Source organism: Mitsuaria sp. GD03876, from assembly GCF_029840635.1.
In the GTDB taxonomy this organism is placed as follows: Bacteria; Pseudomonadota; Gammaproteobacteria; order Burkholderiales; family Burkholderiaceae_C; genus Roseateles.
In genome coordinates this window covers 45,992-66,148 of record NZ_JAOCCU010000037.1, presented here as the reverse complement: position 1 = coordinate 66,148, position 20,157 = coordinate 45,992, and the positions used below count along the sequence as shown (strand labels likewise).

Genomic DNA, 20,157 nt, shown 5'->3' with positions numbered 1-20,157 from the left:
CAGCGACTCGTCGGCGGCCGACACGGCGCAGGCGCTGTCCACGATGCTCGACGGCCTGGCGCTGCCCACCGCGCGGCTGCGCCGCCTGCGCCGCGCGGCGGACGCGGCCCTGCGCTTCGATTTCGACGGCGCGCTGGCGCTGCTGCGCGAGGACGCCAGCGCCCATGCCGACGCCGAGACGGACACCGACCCCACTTCGTCCGGGAGCCCCGCATGACCGCCATCGCCCCGCCGATGCCCGACCCCACCGACGGCGCCACCGTGCTGGTCGTCGACGACACGCCGGACAACCTGGCGCTGATGAGCGAGCTGCTGCGCGAGCGCTACCGCGTCAAGATCGCCAACAACGGCGAGAAGGCGCTGCGCATCGCGGCGGCCGAACCGCGGCCCGACCTGATCCTGCTGGACGTGATGATGCCGGGCATGGACGGCCACGAGGTCTGCCAGCGGCTCAAGGCCGACCCCGCCACGCGCGACGTGCCGGTGGTGTTCCTCACCGCCAAGTCCGACGTGGCCGACGAGACGCGCGGCCTGGCGCTGGGCGCGGTGGACTACATCACCAAGCCGATCAGCCCGCCGATCGTGATGGCGCGGGTGCGCACCCACCTGCGCCTGAAGGCCAGCGCGGACTTCCTGCGCGACAAGGCCGCCTACCTGGAGGCCGAGGTGGCCCGCCGCACCGAGGAACTGGCGGCGATCCAGGACGTGACCATCCTGGCGATGGCCTCGCTGGCGGAGACCCGCGACAGCGACACCGGCAATCACATCCGCCGCACCCAGCATTACGTGCGGGCGCTGGCCGAGGCGCTGCGCGAGCATCCGAACCGCGCCGCGCCGCTGACGCCGGAGTACGTCGCCACGCTGTTCAAGTCCGCGCCGCTCCACGACATCGGCAAGGTCGGCATCCCGGACCGCATCCTGCTCAAGCCGGGCCGCTTCACGCCGGAGGAGTTCGAGATCATGAAGTCGCATGCCGCGCTCGGCCGCGACGCGATCGCGCAGGCCGAGGCGCAGCTCGGCACGCCGGTGGTGTTCCTGTCGATGGCCAAGGACATCGCCTACGGCCACCAGGAGAAGTGGGACGGCTCGGGTTATCCGCAGGGCCTGAGCGGCGAGGCGATCCCGCTGTCGGCGCGGCTGATGGCGCTGGCGGACGTGTATGACGCGCTGATCAGCCGGCGCGTCTACAAGGACCCGATGCCGCACCACGCCGCCACCGCCATCCTGGTCGAGGGCCGCGGCACGCATTTCGATCCCGAGGTCGTCGACGCCTTCCTGCGCATCCAGGAGCAGTTCCAGGACATCGCCCGCCGCTTCGCCGACGACGACGAGTCGCTGCGCAAGAAGCAGGACTGGATCGACACCGCGCTGTCGCCGGACCTCGGGCCGGGATAATCCGCCGCCATGCGCCCGACGACTCCCGCCCCGTCCCTCCCCGCTCCCCTTCTCACACTCCCTCCCGCGGCGCCCTCCGGTCGTCGCCTCACCGCCCTGGCCGCCCTTGCCGCCATCGCGCTGGCGCTCGCCGGCGCCGTCGCGCACGCCCAGCCGCGTCCGGTGACGCCGCGCGGCCCGCTCGACGCGCAGGAGCAGAACAACATCGCGGTGTTCCGCAAGGTGTCGCCGTCGGTGGTGCACATCACGACGCTGGCGCAGCAGCGCGACTTCTTCTCGCGCAACGTGACCGAGGTGCCCAGCGGCACCGGCACCGGCTTCCTGTGGGACGAGCAGGGCCATGTCGTCACCAACTTCCATGTGATCCGGGGCGCCTCGGCGGCCAAGGTCACGCTGTCGGACCAGAGCGCGTACGACGCGAACCTGGTCGGCGTCGATCCCGACCGCGACCTGGCCGTGCTGCGCATCGCCGCGCCGCGCGAGAAGCTGCTGCCGGTGCCGATGGGCGCCAGCAAGGACCTGCTGGTGGGGCAGACGGTGTATGCGATCGGCAACCCCTTCGGGCTGGACCAGACGCTGACGCGCGGCATCGTCTCGGCGCTCAACCGCGAGATCGAGTCGATGACGCAGCGCACGATCCGCGGCGCGATCCAGACCGACGCGGCGATCAATCCCGGCAACTCGGGCGGTCCGCTGCTGGACTCGGCCGGCCGGCTGATCGGCGTGAACACCTCGATCTACAGCCCCAGCGGCGGCAGCAACGGCATCGGCTTCGCCATCCCGGCCGACGAGGTGAACCGCGTCGTGCCGCAGCTGATCAAGCACGGCCGCGTGATCCGCCCGGCGCTGGGCCTGACCGCCGGCACCGAGCAGCTGCGCCAGGTCCTGCGCCTGCCCAAGGGCGTGGTGCTGATCGGGCTGAGGAGCGGCGGCAGCGCGCAGCGCGCGGGCCTGCAGGCCTTCTCGCGGGGACGCGACGGCCGCATCGTCGGCGGCGACGTGATCACCGCCGTCAACGGCCGGCCGGTGGCCGACCTGGACGAGCTGCTCAACGAGCTCGAGGAACGGCAGGTCGGCGACAAGGTCACGCTGTCGGTCTGGAACGGCGGCAAGACGCGGCAGGTCCAGGCCCAGCTCGGCAGCGACTGAGCCGGGCGCGGACGCCGGCGCGCGCCTACCTCATCCGGCGATAACCCTGCCGCCGCTCCGGTCCGGGGCCCGCGCCTAGACTGCGCGCCCATGCAACCCCGACTCTCGATCCTCGACCTCGCCTTCATCGCCGAGGGCGGTTCCGCCGCCCAGGCCCTGCACGAGAGCCTGCAGCTCGCGCAGCATGCCGAACGCCTGGGCTACACCCGCTACTGGGTCGCCGAGCACCACAACATGGACGGCGTGGCTTCGTCCGCGACGGCCGTGCTGATCGGCCAGATCGCCGCGGCCACCTCGACGATCCGCGTGGGCTCGGGCGGCATCATGCTGCCCAACCACGCGCCGCTGACGATCGCGGAGCAGTTCGGCACGCTGGCCACGCTGTTCCCCGGCCGCATCGACCTGGGCCTGGGCCGCGCGCCCGGCACCGACGGGCCGACGATGCGCGCGCTGCGCCGCCACCTGTCGACCGCGCACGAGGACCGCTTCCCCGAGGACGTGCAGGAGCTGATGGCCTACCTCGCGCCCGAGCAGCCGGGCCAGGTCGTGCGCGCGGTGCCCGGCCAGGGCACCGAGGTGCCGCTGTGGCTGCTGGGCTCCAGCCTCTACGGCGCGCAGCTCGCGGCCTACCTGGGCCTGCCCTTCGCGTTCGCCGCGCACTTCGCGCCGGCGATGCTGATGCAGGCGCTGGAGATCTACCGCGCCCAGTACCGGCCCAGCGAACGCCATCCGACGCCCTACGCGGCAGTGGGCGTGACCGTCGTCGTGGCGGACACCGACGCGCAGGCGCAGCGGCTGTTCACCTCGATCCAGCAGCGCTTCCTGGGCATGCAGCGCGGCCAGCGCGGCCTGCTGCCGCGTCCGGTCGACAACATGGACACGCTGTGGACCGCCGGGGAGAAGCTGGCGGTGGAGCGCATGCTGTCGGAATCGATCGTCGGCTCGCCGCGCACCGTGCGCGAGGGCCTGCTCGCGACGCGCGAGCGCACCGGCGCCGACGAGTTCATCGTCGCCTGCGCGGTCCACGACCCGGCGGCGCGGCGGCGCTCGTACGAGCTGCTGGCCGGCATCGCGGCGCAGACCGCGGACTGAGCGCCGGCCCGGGCGCCGGCCGCGGGTGCGGCTGGCGCATGGATTCACCAAAACCGGGCAATCGCCTGCCGCATATCGATGGCGGGCGGGGACATGTCGACCCACTCCGCGGATTGCCGCGGACATCGGGGCGCGGGGAACATCGTCGGCTTGACCTTGACGATGACCCAGGAGCCCCGCCATGCCTCTCCCCGCCCCTTCCCGCCCTCGGCCCGGCGCGATGCCGCCCCGGCCGATGCGGCGGCAATCGGGTTTCAGCCTGCTGGAGCTCAGCATGGCGACGTTCCTCACCGTGGTCCTGACCATCGCCATGCTGGAGATGGAGCAGTTCGACCGGCGGGCGGAGACCGGGCGGCATGACGGCCAGCGGCTCGATCGGGTGTTCGACGGCGTGATGCGCTACGCGCGCGAACGGGGCGCCGCCCTGCTCGATCCGGCGCGCCTGGCGCGCTGCGGGATGCCGGCATTGCCGTCGACGACGGCGCCGACCACCAGCCCCGAGGACTGCGGCCTCACCGTGCGGGACCAGACGGTCGTGGCCGATCCCTGGCGGCCGACCCTCGACGAACTGCGGGACCTGCGCTACGTCGCGCCGCACGACCTGCTGCCGCTGCCGCTGCGCCACACGCTCTTCGGTGGCCACGGCGGCCCCGGCGCGATGCCGGCCCTGGCGATCGTCCTCGCCTGCGTCGAGCGGTGCCAGCCCGTGGACGGCGCGCCGGACCCCGAGGCGGTGATGTCGGTGACGATGCACACGCCGCGGTCGCTCTACGCGACGGGGAACCTGCCCTTCGGCGCAGGCGCCCAGCTGCATGCGATGAGACGCGCCCTGGGACCGGTGGGTTTCATCTCGCTGCCGGGAGAAAGCCCGGAGCAGGCGCGTCATCTGCGGGGATGGTCAGGCCAGCAGATCCTCAATCCGGTGGCCGGCGAGCAGCCCGGGACCGGCACGCCCGGCGTGGTGGCGGCCCACGCGACGGTGCGGCTGAACCCCGGTCCGGCGCGGCAGGTGGCGCCGAGCGCCTGCGGCGACGTCGCCGGCGCCGCCTGCCGTGACGGCTCGGCGCCGCCGACGGCGCGGTGGGACTTCAACGGCCAGGACCTGGACCGCGTCGGGCAACTGGGCACCCGCGGCCTGGCGGTGCACGAGCGGGCGGTCTTCGACGGCCAGGTCCGCGTGCGCTCCGAACTGCGGGTGGGTCCGGAAGGGCCGCCCCGCCCCTGGCAACCCCATGGCCTGCTGGCCCTGAACAAGAGCGACCTGCGGATCTCCGACGGGTCCTTGAGGATCGACCGCGGCATCGCGGACTTCGGCAGCCATGAAGTGGTGTCGACGCTCGGCGGCATCCGGCTGCCCACCACGAAGGGCCCGGGCACCGCCTGCGATCCGACGGGCAACGATCCCAGCCGGCACGGCGGCAATCTCGGCCTGTTCTTCGACGGCGAGTCGATGCACGTGATGGTCTGCCGCCCGCAGCAGCAATCCGCCTGGGGCGGCCCGGACGCGCACCGGGCGCGTCCGATGCATGGCATCTGGACGCGGACCGGCGACGCGCGCGCCGACCACCTGGTCAGGCTGCCGCGGTGAGCCCCGTCAGCCGACCCAGCGGCGGGCGTTGCGGAACATCCGCAGCCACGGGCTGAAGGCGCCGGCGTCGCCGCCGGTCCAGCTCATCTGGACGTTGCGGAACACGCGCTCCGGATGCGGCATCAACGCGGTGAAGCGGCCGTCGGCCGTGGTCACCGCGGTCAGGCCCTGCGGGCTGCCGTTGGGGTTCAGCGGGTACTGCTCGGTCGGCTGGCCGTCGCCGTCGACGTAGCGCATCGCGCGCAACACCTGGTCCGGGTTGCCGCGCTGCGAGAAGTCCGCGAAGCCCTCGCCGTGCGCGACCGCGATCGGCAGCCGGCTGCCGGCCATGCCGGTGAAGAAGATGCTGGGCGAGTCGACGATCTCGACCTGCGCCAGGCGGGCCTCGAACTGCTCGCTGCGGTTGCGGACGAACTTGGGCCAGTGCTGCGCGCCGGGAATCATCGGCGACAGCGCCGCCAGCATCTGGCAGCCGTTGCACACGCCCAGCGCGAAGCTGTCCGGGCGCGCGAAGAAGGCCTCGAACGCCGCCTTCAGCACCGGGTTGAACAGGATCGAACGCGCCCAGCCCTCGCCCGCGCCCAGCGTGTCGCCGTAGCTGAAGCCGCCGCAGGCGACGACGCCCTTGAAGTCCTTCAGGTCGACCGCGCCGGCCTGCAGGTCGCTCATGTGCACGTCATAGGCGTCGAAGCCGGCCTGCGCCATCGCATAGGCCATCTCGAGGTGCGAGTTCACGCCCTGCTCGCGCAGGATCGCGACCTTGGGCCGCGCGCCCGAGGCGATGAACGGCGCGGCCACGTCCTCCTGGACGTCGAAGGTCGGCAGCCAGTGCAGGCCCTTGCCGGGCTGCGACGCCAGCGCGTGTTCCTGGTCGGCGCAGGCGGGGTTGTCGCGCTCGCGGGCGATGCGCCAGGAGACCTGGTCCCATTCCTGCTGCAGCTCGTGCAGCGGCGCGGCGAAGACCTTCTTCGCGTCGCGCCAGACCTCGGCCTGCTTGGTGTCGTTGGTCTTGCCCACGACATGGGTGGAGCGCGACAGGCCGTGCGCGCGCAGCGTTTGCAGCACCGCGTCGCGGTCGCCAGTGGCGACCTGCAGCACGGCGCCCAGTTCCTCGTTGAACAGCGCCTTGAGCGTCAGTTCCTCGCGGCGCGCGCTGACCTGGGACGCCCAGTTCTTGGAGTCACCCATCTCGGCGCGGCTGTCGCTGATGCCGTCGCCCTCGGTGACCAGCATGTCGACGTTGAGGCTGACACCGCGCTGGCCGGCGAAGGCCATCTCCAGCGCCGCGGCGAACAGGCCGCCGTCGCTGCGGTCGTGGTACGCCAGCAGCTTGCCCTGGCCGCGCAGCTCGTTGACCGCGGCGACCAGCGACTTGAGCAGCGCCGGGTCGTCCAGGTCCGGGACCTCGGGGCCGAACTGGTTCAGCGTCTGCGCCAGGATGGAGCCGCCCATGCGCATGCGGCCCTGGCCGAGGTCGACCAGGATCAGCGTCGTGTCGCCGTCGCGCAGCTGCGGCGTCAGCGTGCCCCGCACGTCGGCCAGCGACGCGAAGGCGGTCACGATCAGCGACACCGGCGCGGTGACCTGCCGGGTCGCGCCGTCTTCAGACCAGCGGGTGCGCATCGACAGCGAATCCTTGCCGACCGGGATCGACACGCCCAGCGCCGGGCAGAGTTCCATGCCGACGGCCTTGACCGTGTCGTACAGCGCGGCGTCCTCGCCGTCCTCGCCGCAGGCGGCCATCCAGTTGGCCGACAGCTTCACGCGCGACAGCTCGATCGGCGCGGCCAGCAGGTTGGTGATGGCCTCGGCCACCGCCATGCGGCCCGAGGCGGGCGCGTCCACCGAGGCCAGCGGCGTGCGCTCGCCCATGCTCATCGCCTCGCCGGCGAAGCCCTTGAAGTCGGCCAGCGTGACCGCGCAGTCGGCCACCGGCACCTGCCACGGACCGACCATCTGGTCGCGGTGGTTCAGGCCGCCGACGGTGCGGTCGCCGATCGTCACCAGGAAGCGCTTGCTGGCCACCGTCGGGTGGCGCAGCACGGTGCGCGCGGCCGTGGCCAGCTCGACGCCGTCCAGGCGCAGCGCGCCGCCGGAGCGGGCGACCCGTCGCACGTCGCGGTGCACCTTCGGCGGCTTGCCCAGCAGCACGTCCATCGGCATGTCGATGGCGCGGTCGCCGCCGGGGCCGTCCTCCAGCACCAGCTCGCGCTGGTCGGTCGTCACGCCGACCACCGCGAACGGGCAGCGTTCGCGCTCGCACATCGCGGTGAACAGCTCGAGGCTCTCGGGCGCGATCGCCAGGACGTAGCGCTCCTGGCTCTCGTTGCACCAGATCTCCTTGGGCGCCAGGCCGCTTTCCTCAAGCGGCACGTGGCGCAGGTCGAAGGTCGCGCCGCGGCCGGCGTCGTTGACCAGCTCGGGGAAGGCGTTGGAGATGCCGCCCGCGCCGACGTCGTGCACGGCCAGGATCGGGTTGCGCTCGGCCAGGCCCCAGCAGTGGTTGATGACTTCCTGCGCGCGGCGCTGGATCTCGGGGTTGCCGCGCTGGACCGAGTCGAAGTCCAGGTCGGCCGTGTTGGTGCCCGCGGCCATCGAGCTGGCGGCGCCGCCGCCCATGCCGATGCGCATGCCGGGACCGCCGAGCTGGATCAGCAGCGTGCCGGCGGGGAACTCGATCTTCTTGGTCAGGTCGGCGCGGATCGCGCCGAGGCCGCCGGCGATCATGATCGGCTTGTGATACCCGCGGCGGATGCCGTCGACGTCCTGCTCGAAGACGCGGAAGTAACCGGCCAGGTTGGGCCGGCCGAACTCGTTGTTGAAGGCGGCGCCGCCCAGCGGGCCCTCGGTCATGATCTGCAGCGCGCTGGCGATGTGGGCCGGCTTGCCGACCGGGTCCTTCTCCCAGGGCTCGGCCAGGCCGGGCAGGTGCAGGTTGGACACCGAGAAGCCGGTCAGGCCCGCCTTGGGCTTGGAGCCCCGGCCGGTGGCGCCCTCGTCGCGGATCTCGCCGCCGGCGCCGGTGGAAGCGCCCGGATGCGGCGAGATCGCCGTCGGGTGGTTGTGCGTCTCGACCTTCATCAGCACGTGCGCGGTCTCGGCGCGGGCCTCGTACTTCGGCGCGCGGCGGTCGCCGGCGGCCATCCAGCGCTCGATCGCATGGCCTTCCATCACCGCGGCGTTGTCGGCGTAGGCGATGACGGTGTGCTGCGGCGACACCTTCTCGGTGTTGCGGATCATCCCGAACAGCGACAGCGGCTGCTCCTGGCCGTCGATGGTGAAGCGCGCGTTGAAGATCTTGTGGCGGCAGTGCTCGCTGTTGGCCTGCGCGAACATCATCAGCTCGACGTCGCTCGGGTCGCGGCCCAGCTTGCGGAAGGCGGCTTCCAGGTAGTCGATCTCGTCGTCGGACAGCGCCAGGCCCCAGGCGCCGTTGGCTTCCTCCAGCGCGACGCGGCCGCGGGCCAGCACCGCCACGTGGGCCAGCGGCTGGGCCTGCTTGTCGTCGAACAGGTGGACCGCGTCCTCGCGCGACAGCAGCACGCTCTCGGTCATGCGGTCGTGCAGCAGCTCGGCGCAGGCCAGCAGCTCGTCGGACGTCAGCGGCTTGGCGCCGCCGGTGAGGCCGGCCAGCAGGCCGGCCTTGAGGGTGATGCGGAACTCGGTGACGCGCTCGACGCGGTGGATCGCCAGGCCGCAGTTGTGGGCGATGTCGGTGGCCTTGGAGGCCCAGGGGCTCAGCGTGCCCAGGCGCGGGGCGACGACGATCAGCGCGCCGTCGGCCGGGCCTTCATACCGGTCGCCGTAGTCCAGCAGCGCGGCCAGCTTGTCGCGGCCCTCGGCGTCGATCGCGGCGTCGGTCCAGACCCAGTGCACATGGCGGGCGTGCACGGCGGCGACGCGGTCGCTGACGGCCTGCAGACGCGCCAGCAGCGCCGCGGCCCGGAAGGACGAGAGGGCATTGCCCCCCTCGAAGTGAATCAGATGCTTGGACGAGGTGGTGCTGGCCATGGGATCCCGGGGGGTTTGCGCCGCGCGCGCCGCGGCGGTGAGCCCGGCATTCTAGCCAGCGCGGCCGATCGACCCGGGTTTTCCCCTGCCGCGCGCGCCTCAGCGGCAGTCGCTCAGGCGGTCCAGCGCGAGCTGCAGCTGCTGGTCGGCCAGCTTGCCGCGCAGCGGCTGCACCCACGCGCCGGGCGTGCCGGTCACCAGCGCCTTCAGCGTCAGGACCTTCACCGGTTCCGGCTGGATGGGCTGCTGCGGGTCCAGCGACCACCAGCCGTCCCGCACGGTGCAGGTCATGCCCGCCGCGACCTCGACGGCCGGGCCGGCCGGCCCGGCGACGGCGCTCGACGCGCCCAGGACCATGGCCGCGATCGCGAGGGTCGACGACAACCCGCCGGCAAATGCACGTGATCTCACCGCAACTCCCTGAATCTCTTATGGAGCGCTGAATGTAGCGATGTCACACGACGTAACCGCGGGCGGAAACCGCCATTCGCCCCGGTTGGCCTCCCCTATTCAGGGGGCGTCCCGGATCGGCGGGATCACTTTGTTCATGGTCCGGTCACCTTGGGCGTGCCAGGCTCTTCCAGGTGGCGGATGGCGGGTGTCATGGCTTGTCGCTACATTGGTCGGTTCTCGGACTCGACGCGGGCCTGCCGAGGCGGCGCGCGCGGGTCGTTCATGCCACTGGAGCCCCACCATGTCCCGCAAGACCCCCATCGAGCACTACCGCAACATCGGCATCTCGGCGCACATCGACGCCGGCAAGACGACGACGACGGAGCGCATCCTGTTCTACACCGGGGTCAACCACAAGATCGGCGAGGTGCACGACGGCGCGGCGACGATGGACTGGATGGAGCAGGAACAGGAGCGCGGCATCACGATCACGTCGGCCGCGACGACCTGCTTCTGGAAGGGCATGGACCTGTCCTATCCGGAGCACCGCATCAACATCATCGACACCCCCGGGCACGTCGACTTCACGATCGAGGTGGAGCGCTCGATGCGCGTGCTGGACGGCGCGGTGATGGTGTACGACTCGGTCGGCGGCGTGCAGCCGCAGTCGGAGACGGTCTGGCGCCAGGCCAACAAGTACAAGGTGCCGCGGCTGGCCTTCGTGAACAAGATGGACCGGATCGGGGCGGACTTCTACCGGGTGCGCCAGATGATGGTGGACCGGCTCAAGGCCAACCCGGTCCCGATCGTGCTGCCGATCGGCGCGGAGGACCAGTTCAAGGGCGTGATCGACCTGCTCAAGATGAAGGCGATCGTCTGGGACGAGGCCTCGCAGGGCATGAAGTTCGAGTACCAGGAGATCCCGGCGGAGCTCAAGGCGCAGGCCGACGAGTGGCGCGAGAAGATGGTCGAGGCCGCGGCCGAGGCGGACGAGGAGCTGATGAACAAGTACCTCGAGTCCGGCGAGCTGGACGAGGCCGAGATCCGGCGCGCGATCCGCCAGCGCACGATCGCCGGCGAGATCCAGCCGATGCTGTGCGGCACGGCCTTCAAGAACAAGGGCGTGCAGCGGATGCTGGACGCGGTGATCGACTTCATGCCGTCGCCGGTGGACATCCCGCCGGTGCACGGCACCGACGACGACGAGAAGGACACGACGCGCAAGGCCGACGACAACGAGAAGTTCAGCGCGCTCGCCTTCAAGCTGATGACCGACCCGTACGTGGGCCAGCTGACCTTCGTGCGGGTGTATTCGGGGGTGCTGAAGTCGGGCGACTCGGTCTACAACCCGACCAGAAGCAAGAAGGAGCGCATCGGCCGGATCCTGCAGATGCATGCCAACCAGCGCGAGGAGATCAAGGAGATCCTGGCCGGCGACATCGCCGCGTGCGTGGGCCTGAAGGACGTGACGACCGGCGAGACGCTGTGCGACCCGGACGCGATCATCACGCTGGAGAAGATGGTGTTCCCGGAGCCGGTGATCTCGCAGGCGGTGGAGCCCAAGACCAAGGCCGACCAGGAAAAGATGGGCCTGGCGCTGGGGCGGCTCGCGGCCGAGGACCCCTCCTTCCGCGTGCGCACCGACGAGGAGTCGGGCCAGACCATCATCTCGGGCATGGGCGAGCTGCACCTGGAGATCATCGTCGACCGGATGAAGCGCGAGTTCAGCGTCGAGGCCAACGTCGGCAAGCCGCAGGTGGCCTACCGGGAGACGGTGCGCAAGAAGGTCGAGGACGTGGAAGGCAAGTTCGTGCGCCAGTCCGGCGGCAAGGGCCAGTACGGCCACGTGGTGTTCACGCTGGAGCCGCAGGATGCGGGCAAGGGCTTCGAGTTCGTCGACGCGATCAAGGGCGGCGTGGTGCCGCGCGAGTACATCCCGGCGGTCGAGAAGGGCGTGATCGACACGTTGCCCAACGGCGTGCTGGCGGGGTATCCGGTGGTGGACGTGAAGGTGACGCTGACCTTCGGCTCGTACCACGACGTGGACTCGAACGAGAACGCGTTCAAGATGGCCGCGTCGATGGGCTTCAAGGAAGCGTGCCGGCGCGCCAGCCCGGTGATCCTGGAGCCCATGATGGCGGTCGAGGTCGAGACGCCGGAGGACTACGCCGGCACGGTGATGGGCGACCTGTCGAGCCGGCGCGGCATGGTGCAGGGCATGGACGACATGGTCGGCGGCGGCAAGATCATCAAGGCCGAGGTGCCGCTGTCCGAGATGTTCGGCTACTCGACCTCGCTGCGTTCCGCCACCCAGGGCCGCGCGACCTACACGATGGAGTTCAAGCATTACTCCGAGGCGCCGAAGAACGTGGCGGACGCGATCATGACGGCGCGCGCCAAGTAAACGCGCTTCGCGCGTTCGTCACAGGAAGCGGGCCGCGATGCGGCCCGTTTTTCATTGACGATCGTCGCCTCTCCCCTTCGATTCGTCGGCTCGAACCCGGGCTTCGTCTGGCGCGTGCTGCCTTGAGCGGGGTGGCTGCGTAACTTCCGCGGCACCTTGACACCGGGAGCCGCCATGACGCCCTTCATCCCCGCCGCCTTCTTCTCGACCTCGACCACCTCGCTCTTGTTGAGCGCCTTGATCGCCATGCCCGTCCAGGCGCAGTCCAGCCTCACCGGGGCGTCAGCGTCCGCGGCGGCGGGCGCATCGACATCCCCATCGGCCGCGGCATCCACAGCGTCCGCACCGGCCGCCGTCTGTCCCGATGCGTCGGCCCAACTGGAAGAACTGCTCGCCGGCGCGGCCCAGCGCGTGGACGCCGCCGGCGAGGTCCAGGCCCGGTTCGAAGTCGATGCCCGCGGCCAGGTGCGCGACATCGCCGTCGACGGCCACCGGGCCTACGCGACGCGCGTGCGGATCGCGCTGCCCGCGCTCACCTGCCAGGGCGGCGTTCCGCAGGGCTACCGGCTTACCATCCGCTTCGCGCCGGGCCAGCCGGCCTCCGCCGCCTCGACGGCAGTCGCCGTCACCGCGTCGCCACGCTGATCCCTCGATCCACGATCCTCATCCGGCCGCGCCCGGTTTCCCGCCCTCGCCGGTTCGCCGGCTCCCCATGACGTCCGCCACCCTCGCCCGCCTCATCGACACCGACCGCCGCGAGCTGCTGCTCGCCGCCGCCCTCGCCGTGGCGCTGGCCGCCGGGCTGGTGCTGCCTCAGCGCCTGGCCTGCTCGCTCGGGGTGCTCGCGGGCGCTTGCTCGCCGGAGCAAGGCTGGCTGAGGCTTTGGATGGGACTGTCCGCGTGGTACGGCGCGCTGTGGGCGCTGGCGATCCTGACGCAGCGCTGGCTGCCGGCCACCGACCGCCCGCGGGGCCTGGCGGTGCAGATCCTGGCGTTGACGCTGATCGTCCCGACGCTCGGCGCGCTGCTCGGGATGAATGAGGGCCAGCGGATCGCGCGGAGCGCCTACGAGTTGCAGATGCATGCGATGTTCGCGACGGTCGCCTGCCTGACGGTGGAGTACCACCGCCGCCGCCGCCGGGGCGAGGCCGACGCCGCGTCGATGCAGGTCGACGCGCGCACCCTGGCCCGGCAACTGGACGAAGCCCGCAGCGCGCTGCTGCAGGCGCAGGTCGAGCCGCATTTCCTGTTCAACACGCTGGCTCATCTGCGCCGGCTGGCCCAGACCGACCCGGCCGCGGCGCGCGAGATGCTGTCCGAGCTGCGCCGCTACCTGTCCGCCGCCCTGCCCGACCTGCGCCAGACGCAGACGCCGCTGGCGCGGGAGCTGGAGCTGGTCCGCGCCTTCCTCGCGCTGCACCAGCGACGCATCGGCCCCGAGCGGCTGACGGTGGTCTTCGACATCGCGCCGGGGCTCGACGAGGCGATCGTGCCGTCGACCTCGCTGCTGACGCTGGCCGAGAACGCCATCAAGCACGGCATCACGCCGCAGGTCGACGGCGGCGAGATCGCGGTGCGCGCCGGGCCCGACCCGGAGCGGCCGGGGCAGCTGCGGCTCGAGGTCGCCGACACCGGCGTGGGCATGTCCGCGGGCAGCGGCGGCGGCACCGGCCTGGTGACGCTGCGCGCACGACTGGCCGCGCTGTACGGCGCCGAGGCGCGGCTGACACTGCTGTTGAACGAACCCAGCGGGCTGATCGCGAGGATTCAACTCCCCCGGAGGTCCGCATGAGCGCGCCGGCTCGCGATCCGGCAAGGCAGGATCCGGAGACCTTGGCGCCTTCGCCGACCTTCGAGGCATCGCCATCGTCGTCGCCATCCCCATCGGCGGCGGTAGCCCCCTCCACGTCCCCGACGGCGTGGCCGCTGCCCGGCGGCGACCTCGTCTGGATGGCGCTGGTGGGCGTGGGTACTTTGGTGGCCAACGGCACGCCGCTGGCCAACTCGCTCAGCGAGGGCCTGTTCACGACGACGGCCTACAACGTGCTGCAGTTCGGCGTCCCCGCCGTGCTGCTGACCCGCGGCGCCGACGCGCTGGTCGACCGCGGCCGGCTGCCGACATGGGCCGCTTATCCGCTGGTCGTGCTGATCACCATCCTGCTGGGCGTGTGGGTCATCGCGCCGGCCCTGCATCCGGTGCTGGGCAAGGCGGCCTGGTGGGGACCGAGCGAGGACCTGAAGCTCGCCGCCAGCACGCTGGGCTGGCACGCGCTGGGCATGACGGTCTACGTGCAGTTGCGCCAGTCGCGGCGCGCGCAGGCTCGGCTGGAAGCGCTGCAGGAAGCGGCCGCTGCCCGACAGCGCCAGTTGGCCGCCGCGCAGCTGCTGGCGCTGCAGGCGCGCGTGGACCCGGCGTTGCTGTCGGACCAGCTCGGCGTCATCGACGCGGAACTCGGCCACGACCCGCCGAGGGCGCTGGCGCGGTTGGCAATGCTGATCGAGCTGCTGCGCGCGCAGCAACCCCACCTCGAGGCCGAGGTGTCGACGCTGGACCGCGAGGTCGTCGCGCTGCGCGCCTATGCCTGCCTGGCCAGCCCCGACCCGGTCCACATGGGGCGGCTGCACCTCGCTCGGCTGGACGACGCCCCCGACTGGCCGATCGCGCCGATGGTGCTGCTGCCGCTGGTGCGCCCGCTGCTGGACGACGCGGGCGGCACGCTCTGGGGCCTGTCGCTGCACGTGGGCACGCGGGACGGCCTCGACGCGCCGGGCCTGGCCCAGTTGCGGCTGCAGGCGCTCGGTCCCGATGCCGAGGCCACGCGCCGCGTCGCCGCCCGCGTGCCGCTGGCCGAGCTGCGTCAGCGCCTGCGCGCCGTGCACGGCGACGCGGCCGCGCTGGCGCTGGTGACGCAAGACCTGCCCCTGTTCACCCTGACCTGGCCCATTCCGACCTCGACATGACCCGCATCCTGATCGCCGAAGACGAAACCCTGCTCGCGCAGGAGATCCGCGAGGAGCTGCTGCGCCAGTGGCCCGAGGCGCAGGTGGTGGGCATGGCGCGCGACGGGCACGAGGCGCTGCGGCTGGTCGAGCAGCTGCGGCCCGAGGTCTGCCTGCTGGACGTGCAGATGCCGGGTCTGTCCGGGCTGGAGGTCGCGCAGTTGATCGGAAGGCGCGCGCATGTGGTCTTCATCACCGCGCACGAGCGCTACGCGGTGCAGGCCTTCGACGAAGGCGCGGTGGGCTACCTGCTCAAGCCGCTGGATCCGGCGCGGATGGCCAAGACGCTGTTGCGGCTCAAGGAACGGCTGCACCAGACGCCGGCCGACCTGGCCGGCCTGGCGCGCGCGACGGCGACGCCGGGCATCGAGCCGCTGCGCTGGATCACGGTGCAGCTCGGCCGCGAGCTGCAGCTGATCGCTGTCGACGACGTCCTGTACTTCCGGGCGGACAGCAAGTACGTGGTCGTCGTCACCGCGGACACCGAGGCGCTGATCTCGGTGCCGCTCAAGGAGCTGATCCAGCGCCTGGACGGCGAGCGCTTCTGGCAGGTGCACCGCTCCACCATCGTCAACGCCAGCGCGATCAAGTCGGTGAGCCGGTCGCTGGGCGGGAAGCTGAGCATCGCGCTGAAGCACCGGCCGGAGACGCTGGCGGTCAGTCCGGCGCATGCGCATCGGTTTAAGTTGTTGTGAGCGCGCGAGGCGTGATGGATGCTGCGGCGCCGCACATCGAATGCACGCCATGGCCTACAGCCAAACTCGATCGAACGCACGCCATAGCTTGCACAACGTCAGCATCGGCGCCCTCGGCCAGGCTGGCCAACTCATCAAGGGCTCCACCTACGAGTTCCGCTACCTGGATCCGTCGCCCGACCAGCCCTCCGTGTCGTTGCTGATGCCGCCGAGCGCGAAGCTGAGCTGGCAGGCCGGCGACCTGTTCCCCTCCATGGATCAGAACCTTCCGGAAGGTGACCTGTTCATGAGGATCCGGCAGCTGTTTCCAAAGCAGCCGACGACGCCGATGCACCTGCTCGCCCTGATCGGGGAGAACGGCATCGGACGATTGGGATTCACGATGCCGGGGGCGGTGCCCTCCCCGCGCGCGCAAACGCTGAGCCGGGAATCGCTGCTCCGGATGCGCTACACGCCGGAGCTGTTCGACGAGCTGGTTCGCGCCTACCTGAACACCGGGGCCGGCATCGCCGGGATGCAGCCGAAGATCATGGTGCCGGACCGGCCGACGATTCCCATCCCGTCGCTCATCGTCAAGGCGGCCAGCCCGGCCTATCCCGGCCTGGCAGCGAATGAGTTCCTCTGCCTGAGCGCGGCCAGGCGGGCCGGCATCGAGGTGCCAGGTTTTGACCTCTCCGATGACGGCCAGCTGCTGCTCGTCGATCGCTTCGACGTGATCGCGCACCCGGGCGGGAATGTCGAGCGACTGGGATTCGAGGACGTGGCGGCGCTCTCCGGCAAGCGGGTACGAGACATCCTTTCGGACCGCAAGTACCACGGCAGCTACCAGCGCGTCTGCGAACTGCTGCAGCTGATCCAGCTGCCGCCGTCGCAGTTGCATCGATTCTTTGAACAGGTGGCGTTCTCGGTGATGGTCCGAAACGGCGACGCGCATCTCAAGAACTTCGGCGTTCTGTACCGATCGGCGGAGGATGCGTGGCTCGCGCCCATGTTCGACGTCGTGACCACTGCGATCTATCGCTACACGCAGTACGCGGGCGGACCGGAGTTGGAGGACCGCACGATGGCGCTCAAGCTCTTTGCTGGCCGACATGCGACGAAGGCCTATCCGACGACGGAGGAACTGATCGCATTCGGCAGGCTCTGCGGCGTCGACGATCCCAAGGCCGTGCTCTCTCGCCTTGCCGCCGGCATGCGGGAGACCCTCGAGATCGCGGTCGGGGACGACCGCATTCCAAAGACACTGCTCGCGGAGATGTCCGCAGTGTGGGAAAGCGGGCTGATGCACGGCCGCTGACCGGACCGTGCCCCCCTTCAAGCTGCCGTGAGCGCCGCGGCGATCAGACGCCCGAGCTCGCTCACGGCCGGACTTCTCGCTCCTGCCTCCTCCTCCGCGTAGTCGAGCGTGAAGTCCAGCGATGGCAACGGCGGCAGGCCGTCCCGCTCGCCCAGCGCGACCATGCCGGGGCGCAGGTGATCCCGCGTGAACGAGGTCACCGCCAGCCCACTCAGCGCGACCGCGCGCAGGTCCTGCAGGCTGTGCGAGCTGAAGGCGCCATGCCAGGCGATGCCGGCGCGGTTGAGCGCGTCGATGCTGATCTCCCGGCAGACGCAGGGCGGCGGCGAATACGCCAGCGGCAGCGAGCGCTGCAACGACAGCTCGAAGTCCTCGCTCGCGGCCCAGACCATCGGCAGGCGCTGCAGCAGTTGCCCTCGCCCCTGGCCCGCGGCCGACACCACGACGGCGAGGTCCAGCGCCCGCTCGCGCACCAGGGTCGCGAGGTCCAGCGTGAGGCCGACGCTGACCTCGAGTCGCACGTTCGGGCAGCCGCGCGAGAACTGGCGCAGCAGCCGCGGCAGGCCTTCGCTCATGAAGCTCTCCGGCACGCCGAAGCGCACCGTGCCCTCGATCGGCGACTGCCGGAAATGCTGCGCGAGCGCATCCTGCGCCTGCAGGATCCGCTGCGACAGGCGCAGAAAGTCCTCGCCGTCGGCGGTGAGGCTCAGGCGTCGCGTCGTGCGCACGAACAGCGGCCGGCCGACCAGTTCCTCCAACCGCCGGATCTGATGGCTGACGGCCGATTGGGAGAGGTGCAGGCGTTCGGCCGCACGGGTGAAGCCGTTGGCCTGGTGCACCGCGAGGAAGGCCTGGAGGAGGCTGGGATCGAAGCTCATGAGGCCGGAGATTAATGAAGCGGCGCGCTGAATCCCGCCAAATCAAATCATTTGCCCCATGAAACGAGGGTCATAAGAATGGCCGTCGCTGTTGTTCACGTCGCCGAAGGACCTTCATGTCTGCCTCCCCTGCTCCCCTCGACTCCCCCGCGGCCCGGTCGCCGGTGCTCGCGCTGGCCGCCGTCTGCCTGGCGGCGCTGATGTTCGGGCTCGAGATCTCCAGCGTGCCGGTGATCCTGCCGATCCTGGAGGCGCGGCTGCACGCCGACTTCCGGGACCTGCAATGGATCATGAACGCCTACACCATCGCCTGCACCAGCGTGCTGATGGCCACCGGCACGCTGGCGGACCGCTACGGCCGCCGCCGCGTCTTCGCGGTCACGGTGCTCGCGTTCGGCATCGCCTCGCTGCTGTGCGGGCTGGCGCCCAACACGGCGGCGCTGATCGCCGCGCGCTTCCTGCAAGGCATGGCCGGCGGCGCGATGTTCATCTGCTCGATCGCGATCCTGTCGCACCAGTTCCCCGAGGGGACGCAGCGGGCGCGGGCGTTTTCGATCTGGGGCGTGGTGGCGGGCATCGGCCTGGGTTTCGGGCCAGTGATCGGCGGCGCGATCGTGGCGCTGGCGAGCTGGCATTGGGTCTTCGTCGCCCACGCGCCGCTGGCGCTGGCCGGCCTGGCGCTGATCGGCGCCGGCGTGAGCGAGTCCAGCGACCCGCAGGCCCGGCGGCAACGGCTGGACCTCGCGGGGATCGTGACGCTCACGGTGGCGGTGCTGGGACTGACCTCGCTCATCACGCGGGGCGACAGCCTCGGATGGCGCAGCCCGGCGGCGCTCGCGCTGGCCGCGGCGACGGTGCTCGGCCTGGTCGGCTTCGTCGTCGCGGAGCGCTCGCATGCGCATCCGATGTTCGACTTCAGCGTGTTCCGCATCCGCGACTTCTCGGGCGCGATCCTTGGGTGCGTGGGGATGAACTGCAGCTATTGGCCGTTCATGATCTACCTGCCGCTGTACTTCGGCGCGGGGCTCGGCATGGACGTCGCGACGAGCGGCGTGGCGCTGCTGGCCTACACGGTGCCCTTCCTCGTCATGCCGCCGATCGCGCAATGGCTGCTGATGCGGCATGAGGCGCGAGTAGTGATCCCGGCGGGGCTGTTCACGATCGGGCTGGGGTTCCTGTTGATGCTGGCCGGGAGCCGGTTCACCGACGTGAGCGTGTGGGCGGTGCTGCCCGGCGCGCTGGTGGCGGGCATCGGGCTCGGGCTGACGACGACACCGGCGACCAACATGACGACGTCGTCGGTGCCGGCACATCGCGCGGGGATGGCGTCGGGGATGGACGTCAGCGCGCGGCTGATCACGCTGGCGATCAACATCGCGGTGATGGGGCTGCTGTTGCTGGCGGGGATCGCGGCGGGGCTGCGAACCGCGCTGGGCGAGGCGCTCGGCCCGGAGCGGGTGCGGATGCTCGCGGAACGGCTGGCGGGCGGCGACGTGAGCGGCGGGCGGCAGATGCTGGCTTCGCTCGTCACGCCGGAGGCCGCCGCGGCTGCGATCCATGCGGCGGTGACGCAGGGGTTCGGGTGGGTGATGCTGTTTGGCGGCGTCGCCGCGTGGGCGACGGCGGCGGCGAGCTGGGGGGTGTTCAGCGGTGCGAAGCGAACGTCGACCGCAAGCCACCGCTTGCAAGGCCAGTGATCTCGGCAGAGTGGGATGTCGTACGGCCGGTAGCAAGCATCCTCATAGCTGGCGAAGGCTCATGACTGCGACGTCCCTGCCGTACTTGATGTCAGCAATATCGTGAACGACCATGCTGAAGACCGCGTTTCCGATCCTGAGTTGGCGCTCCTGGTTCAGTCCCACTTCGATACGTTCCTTCGTCCCACCGCGCAAGCCCACATTCAGCTTCACCACGCGGCGCCGGACAACCACGTCATCGACGTAGATCTCGATGGCAGAACTTCCGGCCCCCAGCGTGTAAGACCCGCCTTCCACGACGCTCTTGTTCACGAACGACGCCACGTCAACCGCGTCCTTGGGAGAGAACATCCTTTGGACCAGAGGCAGGTTCGCAACCGTGAATCCGCCAACGAAGGCAGTGGCGATCAACCCGCCAAACCAGAGCCAGAACTGCACCGGCACTTGGGCCCGGAGCCAGGCGTACGTGACCTTCTGCGGATAGGGCGGGTTCTCTGCAACTGACTGTGCTTTCTCAGATTCAAGAGACGTCTCGTTCCCCATACCCGGCCTCCCCGC

At 70.8% G+C, this 20,157-nt stretch carries 16 protein-coding genes; 12 read left to right on the top strand and 4 right to left on the bottom strand.

The features are described 5' to 3' along the window. From N5D62_RS21020 to N5D62_RS21000, 5 genes are all read left to right on the top strand, one after another. The coding region (locus tag N5D62_RS21020) for a hypothetical protein (RefSeq protein WP_279759847.1) at positions 1-217 on the top strand (217 nt) is incomplete at its 5' end. Next, on the top strand, positions 214-1,395 hold the full coding sequence (locus tag N5D62_RS21015) for a two-component system response regulator (RefSeq protein ID WP_279759846.1): 1,182 nt from the start codon (positions 214-216) through the stop codon (positions 1,393-1,395). The genes N5D62_RS21020 and N5D62_RS21015, both read left to right, overlap by 4 nt. 9 nt (positions 1,396-1,404) lie before the next feature. Then, positions 1,405-2,544 (top strand): trypsin-like peptidase domain-containing protein, encoded by a 1,140-nt coding sequence (locus N5D62_RS21010; RefSeq protein WP_279759845.1) that lies wholly within the window; start codon positions 1,405-1,407, stop codon positions 2,542-2,544. Positions 2,545-2,634: 90 nt separating this feature from the next. Beyond that, entirely contained in the window at positions 2,635-3,636 is a 1,002-nt protein-coding gene (locus tag N5D62_RS21005) for an LLM class flavin-dependent oxidoreductase (RefSeq protein WP_279759844.1), read from the top strand. Positions 3,637-3,817: 181 nt separating this feature from the next. Continuing rightward, on the top strand, positions 3,818-5,224 hold the full coding sequence (locus N5D62_RS21000; protein WP_279759843.1) for a prepilin-type N-terminal cleavage/methylation domain-containing protein: 1,407 nt from the start codon (positions 3,818-3,820) through the stop codon (positions 5,222-5,224). Positions 5,225-5,230: 6 nt separating this feature from the next. Here the strand turns inward: N5D62_RS21000 and purL are convergent, their stop codons facing one another. Both purL and N5D62_RS20990 read right to left on the bottom strand, forming a co-directional pair. Continuing rightward, positions 5,231-9,235 carry a phosphoribosylformylglycinamidine synthase gene (gene purL, locus N5D62_RS20995; protein WP_279759842.1) on the bottom strand — a complete coding sequence of 1,335 codons (4,005 nt, stop codon included), beginning with the start codon at positions 9,233-9,235 and terminating at the stop codon, positions 5,231-5,233. Positions 9,236-9,334: 99 nt separating this feature from the next. Next, complete coding sequence (locus N5D62_RS20990; RefSeq protein WP_279759841.1) at positions 9,335-9,646, bottom strand: hypothetical protein; 312 nt, start codon at positions 9,644-9,646, stop codon at positions 9,335-9,337. Between the two features lie 283 nt (positions 9,647-9,929). On the opposite strand from N5D62_RS20990, the gene fusA reads away from it, so the two are divergent. From fusA to N5D62_RS20960, 6 genes are all read left to right on the top strand, one after another. Further along, a complete protein-coding gene (gene fusA / locus N5D62_RS20985) occupies positions 9,930-12,032 on the top strand; it encodes an elongation factor G (RefSeq protein ID WP_279759840.1) in 2,103 nt (700 codons plus the stop codon). Between the two features lie 174 nt (positions 12,033-12,206). After that, a complete protein-coding gene (locus tag N5D62_RS20980) occupies positions 12,207-12,677 on the top strand; it encodes a hypothetical protein (protein ID WP_279759839.1) in 471 nt (156 codons plus the stop codon). A 67-nt stretch (positions 12,678-12,744) separates the two neighbouring features. After that, complete coding sequence (locus N5D62_RS20975) at positions 12,745-13,824, top strand: histidine kinase (RefSeq protein WP_279759838.1); 1,080 nt, start codon at positions 12,745-12,747, stop codon at positions 13,822-13,824. After that, positions 13,821-14,993: a hypothetical protein gene (locus N5D62_RS20970; protein WP_279759837.1), complete on the top strand. Its 1,173-nt coding sequence runs from the start codon at positions 13,821-13,823 to the stop codon at positions 14,991-14,993. Before N5D62_RS20975 ends, N5D62_RS20970 begins: the two co-directional genes overlap by 4 nt. Continuing rightward, entirely contained in the window at positions 14,990-15,727 is a 738-nt protein-coding gene (locus N5D62_RS20965) for a LytTR family DNA-binding domain-containing protein (RefSeq protein WP_279759836.1), read from the top strand. The genes N5D62_RS20970 and N5D62_RS20965 overlap by 4 nt, the downstream gene beginning before the upstream one ends. A 49-nt stretch (positions 15,728-15,776) precedes the next feature. Continuing rightward, entirely contained in the window at positions 15,777-17,024 is a 1,248-nt protein-coding gene (locus N5D62_RS20960; RefSeq protein WP_279759835.1) for a type II toxin-antitoxin system HipA family toxin, read from the top strand. Between the two features lie 17 nt (positions 17,025-17,041). Here the strand turns inward: N5D62_RS20960 and N5D62_RS20955 are convergent, their stop codons facing one another. Next, entirely contained in the window at positions 17,042-17,902 is an 861-nt protein-coding gene (locus tag N5D62_RS20955) for a LysR family transcriptional regulator (protein WP_279759834.1), read from the bottom strand. 116 nt (positions 17,903-18,018) lie between these two features. Here N5D62_RS20955 and N5D62_RS20950 point away from each other — a divergent pair, with 116 nt between their 5' ends. Further along, the gene (locus N5D62_RS20950) at positions 18,019-19,599 is read left to right on the top strand and encodes an MFS transporter (protein ID WP_279759833.1); all 1,581 of its coding nucleotides are present in this window, start codon (positions 18,019-18,021) and stop codon (positions 19,597-19,599) included. A gap of 42 nt (positions 19,600-19,641) precedes the next feature. Here the strand turns inward: N5D62_RS20950 and N5D62_RS20945 are convergent, their stop codons facing one another. Beyond that, positions 19,642-20,142: a hypothetical protein gene (locus tag N5D62_RS20945; RefSeq protein WP_279759832.1), complete on the bottom strand. Its 501-nt coding sequence runs from the start codon at positions 20,140-20,142 to the stop codon at positions 19,642-19,644. Positions 20,143-20,157: the final 15 nt, after the last annotated feature.

What these genes read in the sequence shown, in the direction of transcription:
- N5D62_RS21015 (WP_279759846.1), top strand. Translation starts at nt 214, where the DNA reads ATGACCGCCATCGCCCCGCCGATGCCCGACCCCACCGACGGCGCCACC.
- N5D62_RS21010 (WP_279759845.1), top strand. Translation starts at nt 1,405, where the DNA reads ATGCGCCCGACGACTCCCGCCCCGTCCCTCCCCGCTCCCCTTCTCACA.
- N5D62_RS21005 (WP_279759844.1), top strand. Translation starts at nt 2,635, where the DNA reads ATGCAACCCCGACTCTCGATCCTCGACCTCGCCTTCATCGCCGAGGGC.
- N5D62_RS21000 (WP_279759843.1), top strand. Translation starts at nt 3,818, where the DNA reads ATGCCTCTCCCCGCCCCTTCCCGCCCTCGGCCCGGCGCGATGCCGCCC.
- purL (WP_279759842.1), bottom strand. Translation starts at nt 9,235, where the DNA reads ATGGCCAGCACCACCTCGTCCAAGCATCTGATTCACTTCGAGGGGGGC.
- fusA (WP_279759840.1), top strand. Translation starts at nt 9,930, where the DNA reads ATGTCCCGCAAGACCCCCATCGAGCACTACCGCAACATCGGCATCTCG.
- N5D62_RS20980 (WP_279759839.1), top strand. Translation starts at nt 12,207, where the DNA reads ATGACGCCCTTCATCCCCGCCGCCTTCTTCTCGACCTCGACCACCTCG.
- N5D62_RS20975 (WP_279759838.1), top strand. Translation starts at nt 12,745, where the DNA reads ATGACGTCCGCCACCCTCGCCCGCCTCATCGACACCGACCGCCGCGAG.
- N5D62_RS20970 (WP_279759837.1), top strand. Translation starts at nt 13,821, where the DNA reads ATGAGCGCGCCGGCTCGCGATCCGGCAAGGCAGGATCCGGAGACCTTG.
- N5D62_RS20965 (WP_279759836.1), top strand. Translation starts at nt 14,990, where the DNA reads ATGACCCGCATCCTGATCGCCGAAGACGAAACCCTGCTCGCGCAGGAG.
- N5D62_RS20960 (WP_279759835.1), top strand. Translation starts at nt 15,777, where the DNA reads ATGGCCTACAGCCAAACTCGATCGAACGCACGCCATAGCTTGCACAAC.
- N5D62_RS20955 (WP_279759834.1), bottom strand. Translation starts at nt 17,902, where the DNA reads ATGAGCTTCGATCCCAGCCTCCTCCAGGCCTTCCTCGCGGTGCACCAG.
- N5D62_RS20950 (WP_279759833.1), top strand. Translation starts at nt 18,019, where the DNA reads ATGTCTGCCTCCCCTGCTCCCCTCGACTCCCCCGCGGCCCGGTCGCCG.
- N5D62_RS20945 (WP_279759832.1), bottom strand. Translation starts at nt 20,142, where the DNA reads ATGGGGAACGAGACGTCTCTTGAATCTGAGAAAGCACAGTCAGTTGCA.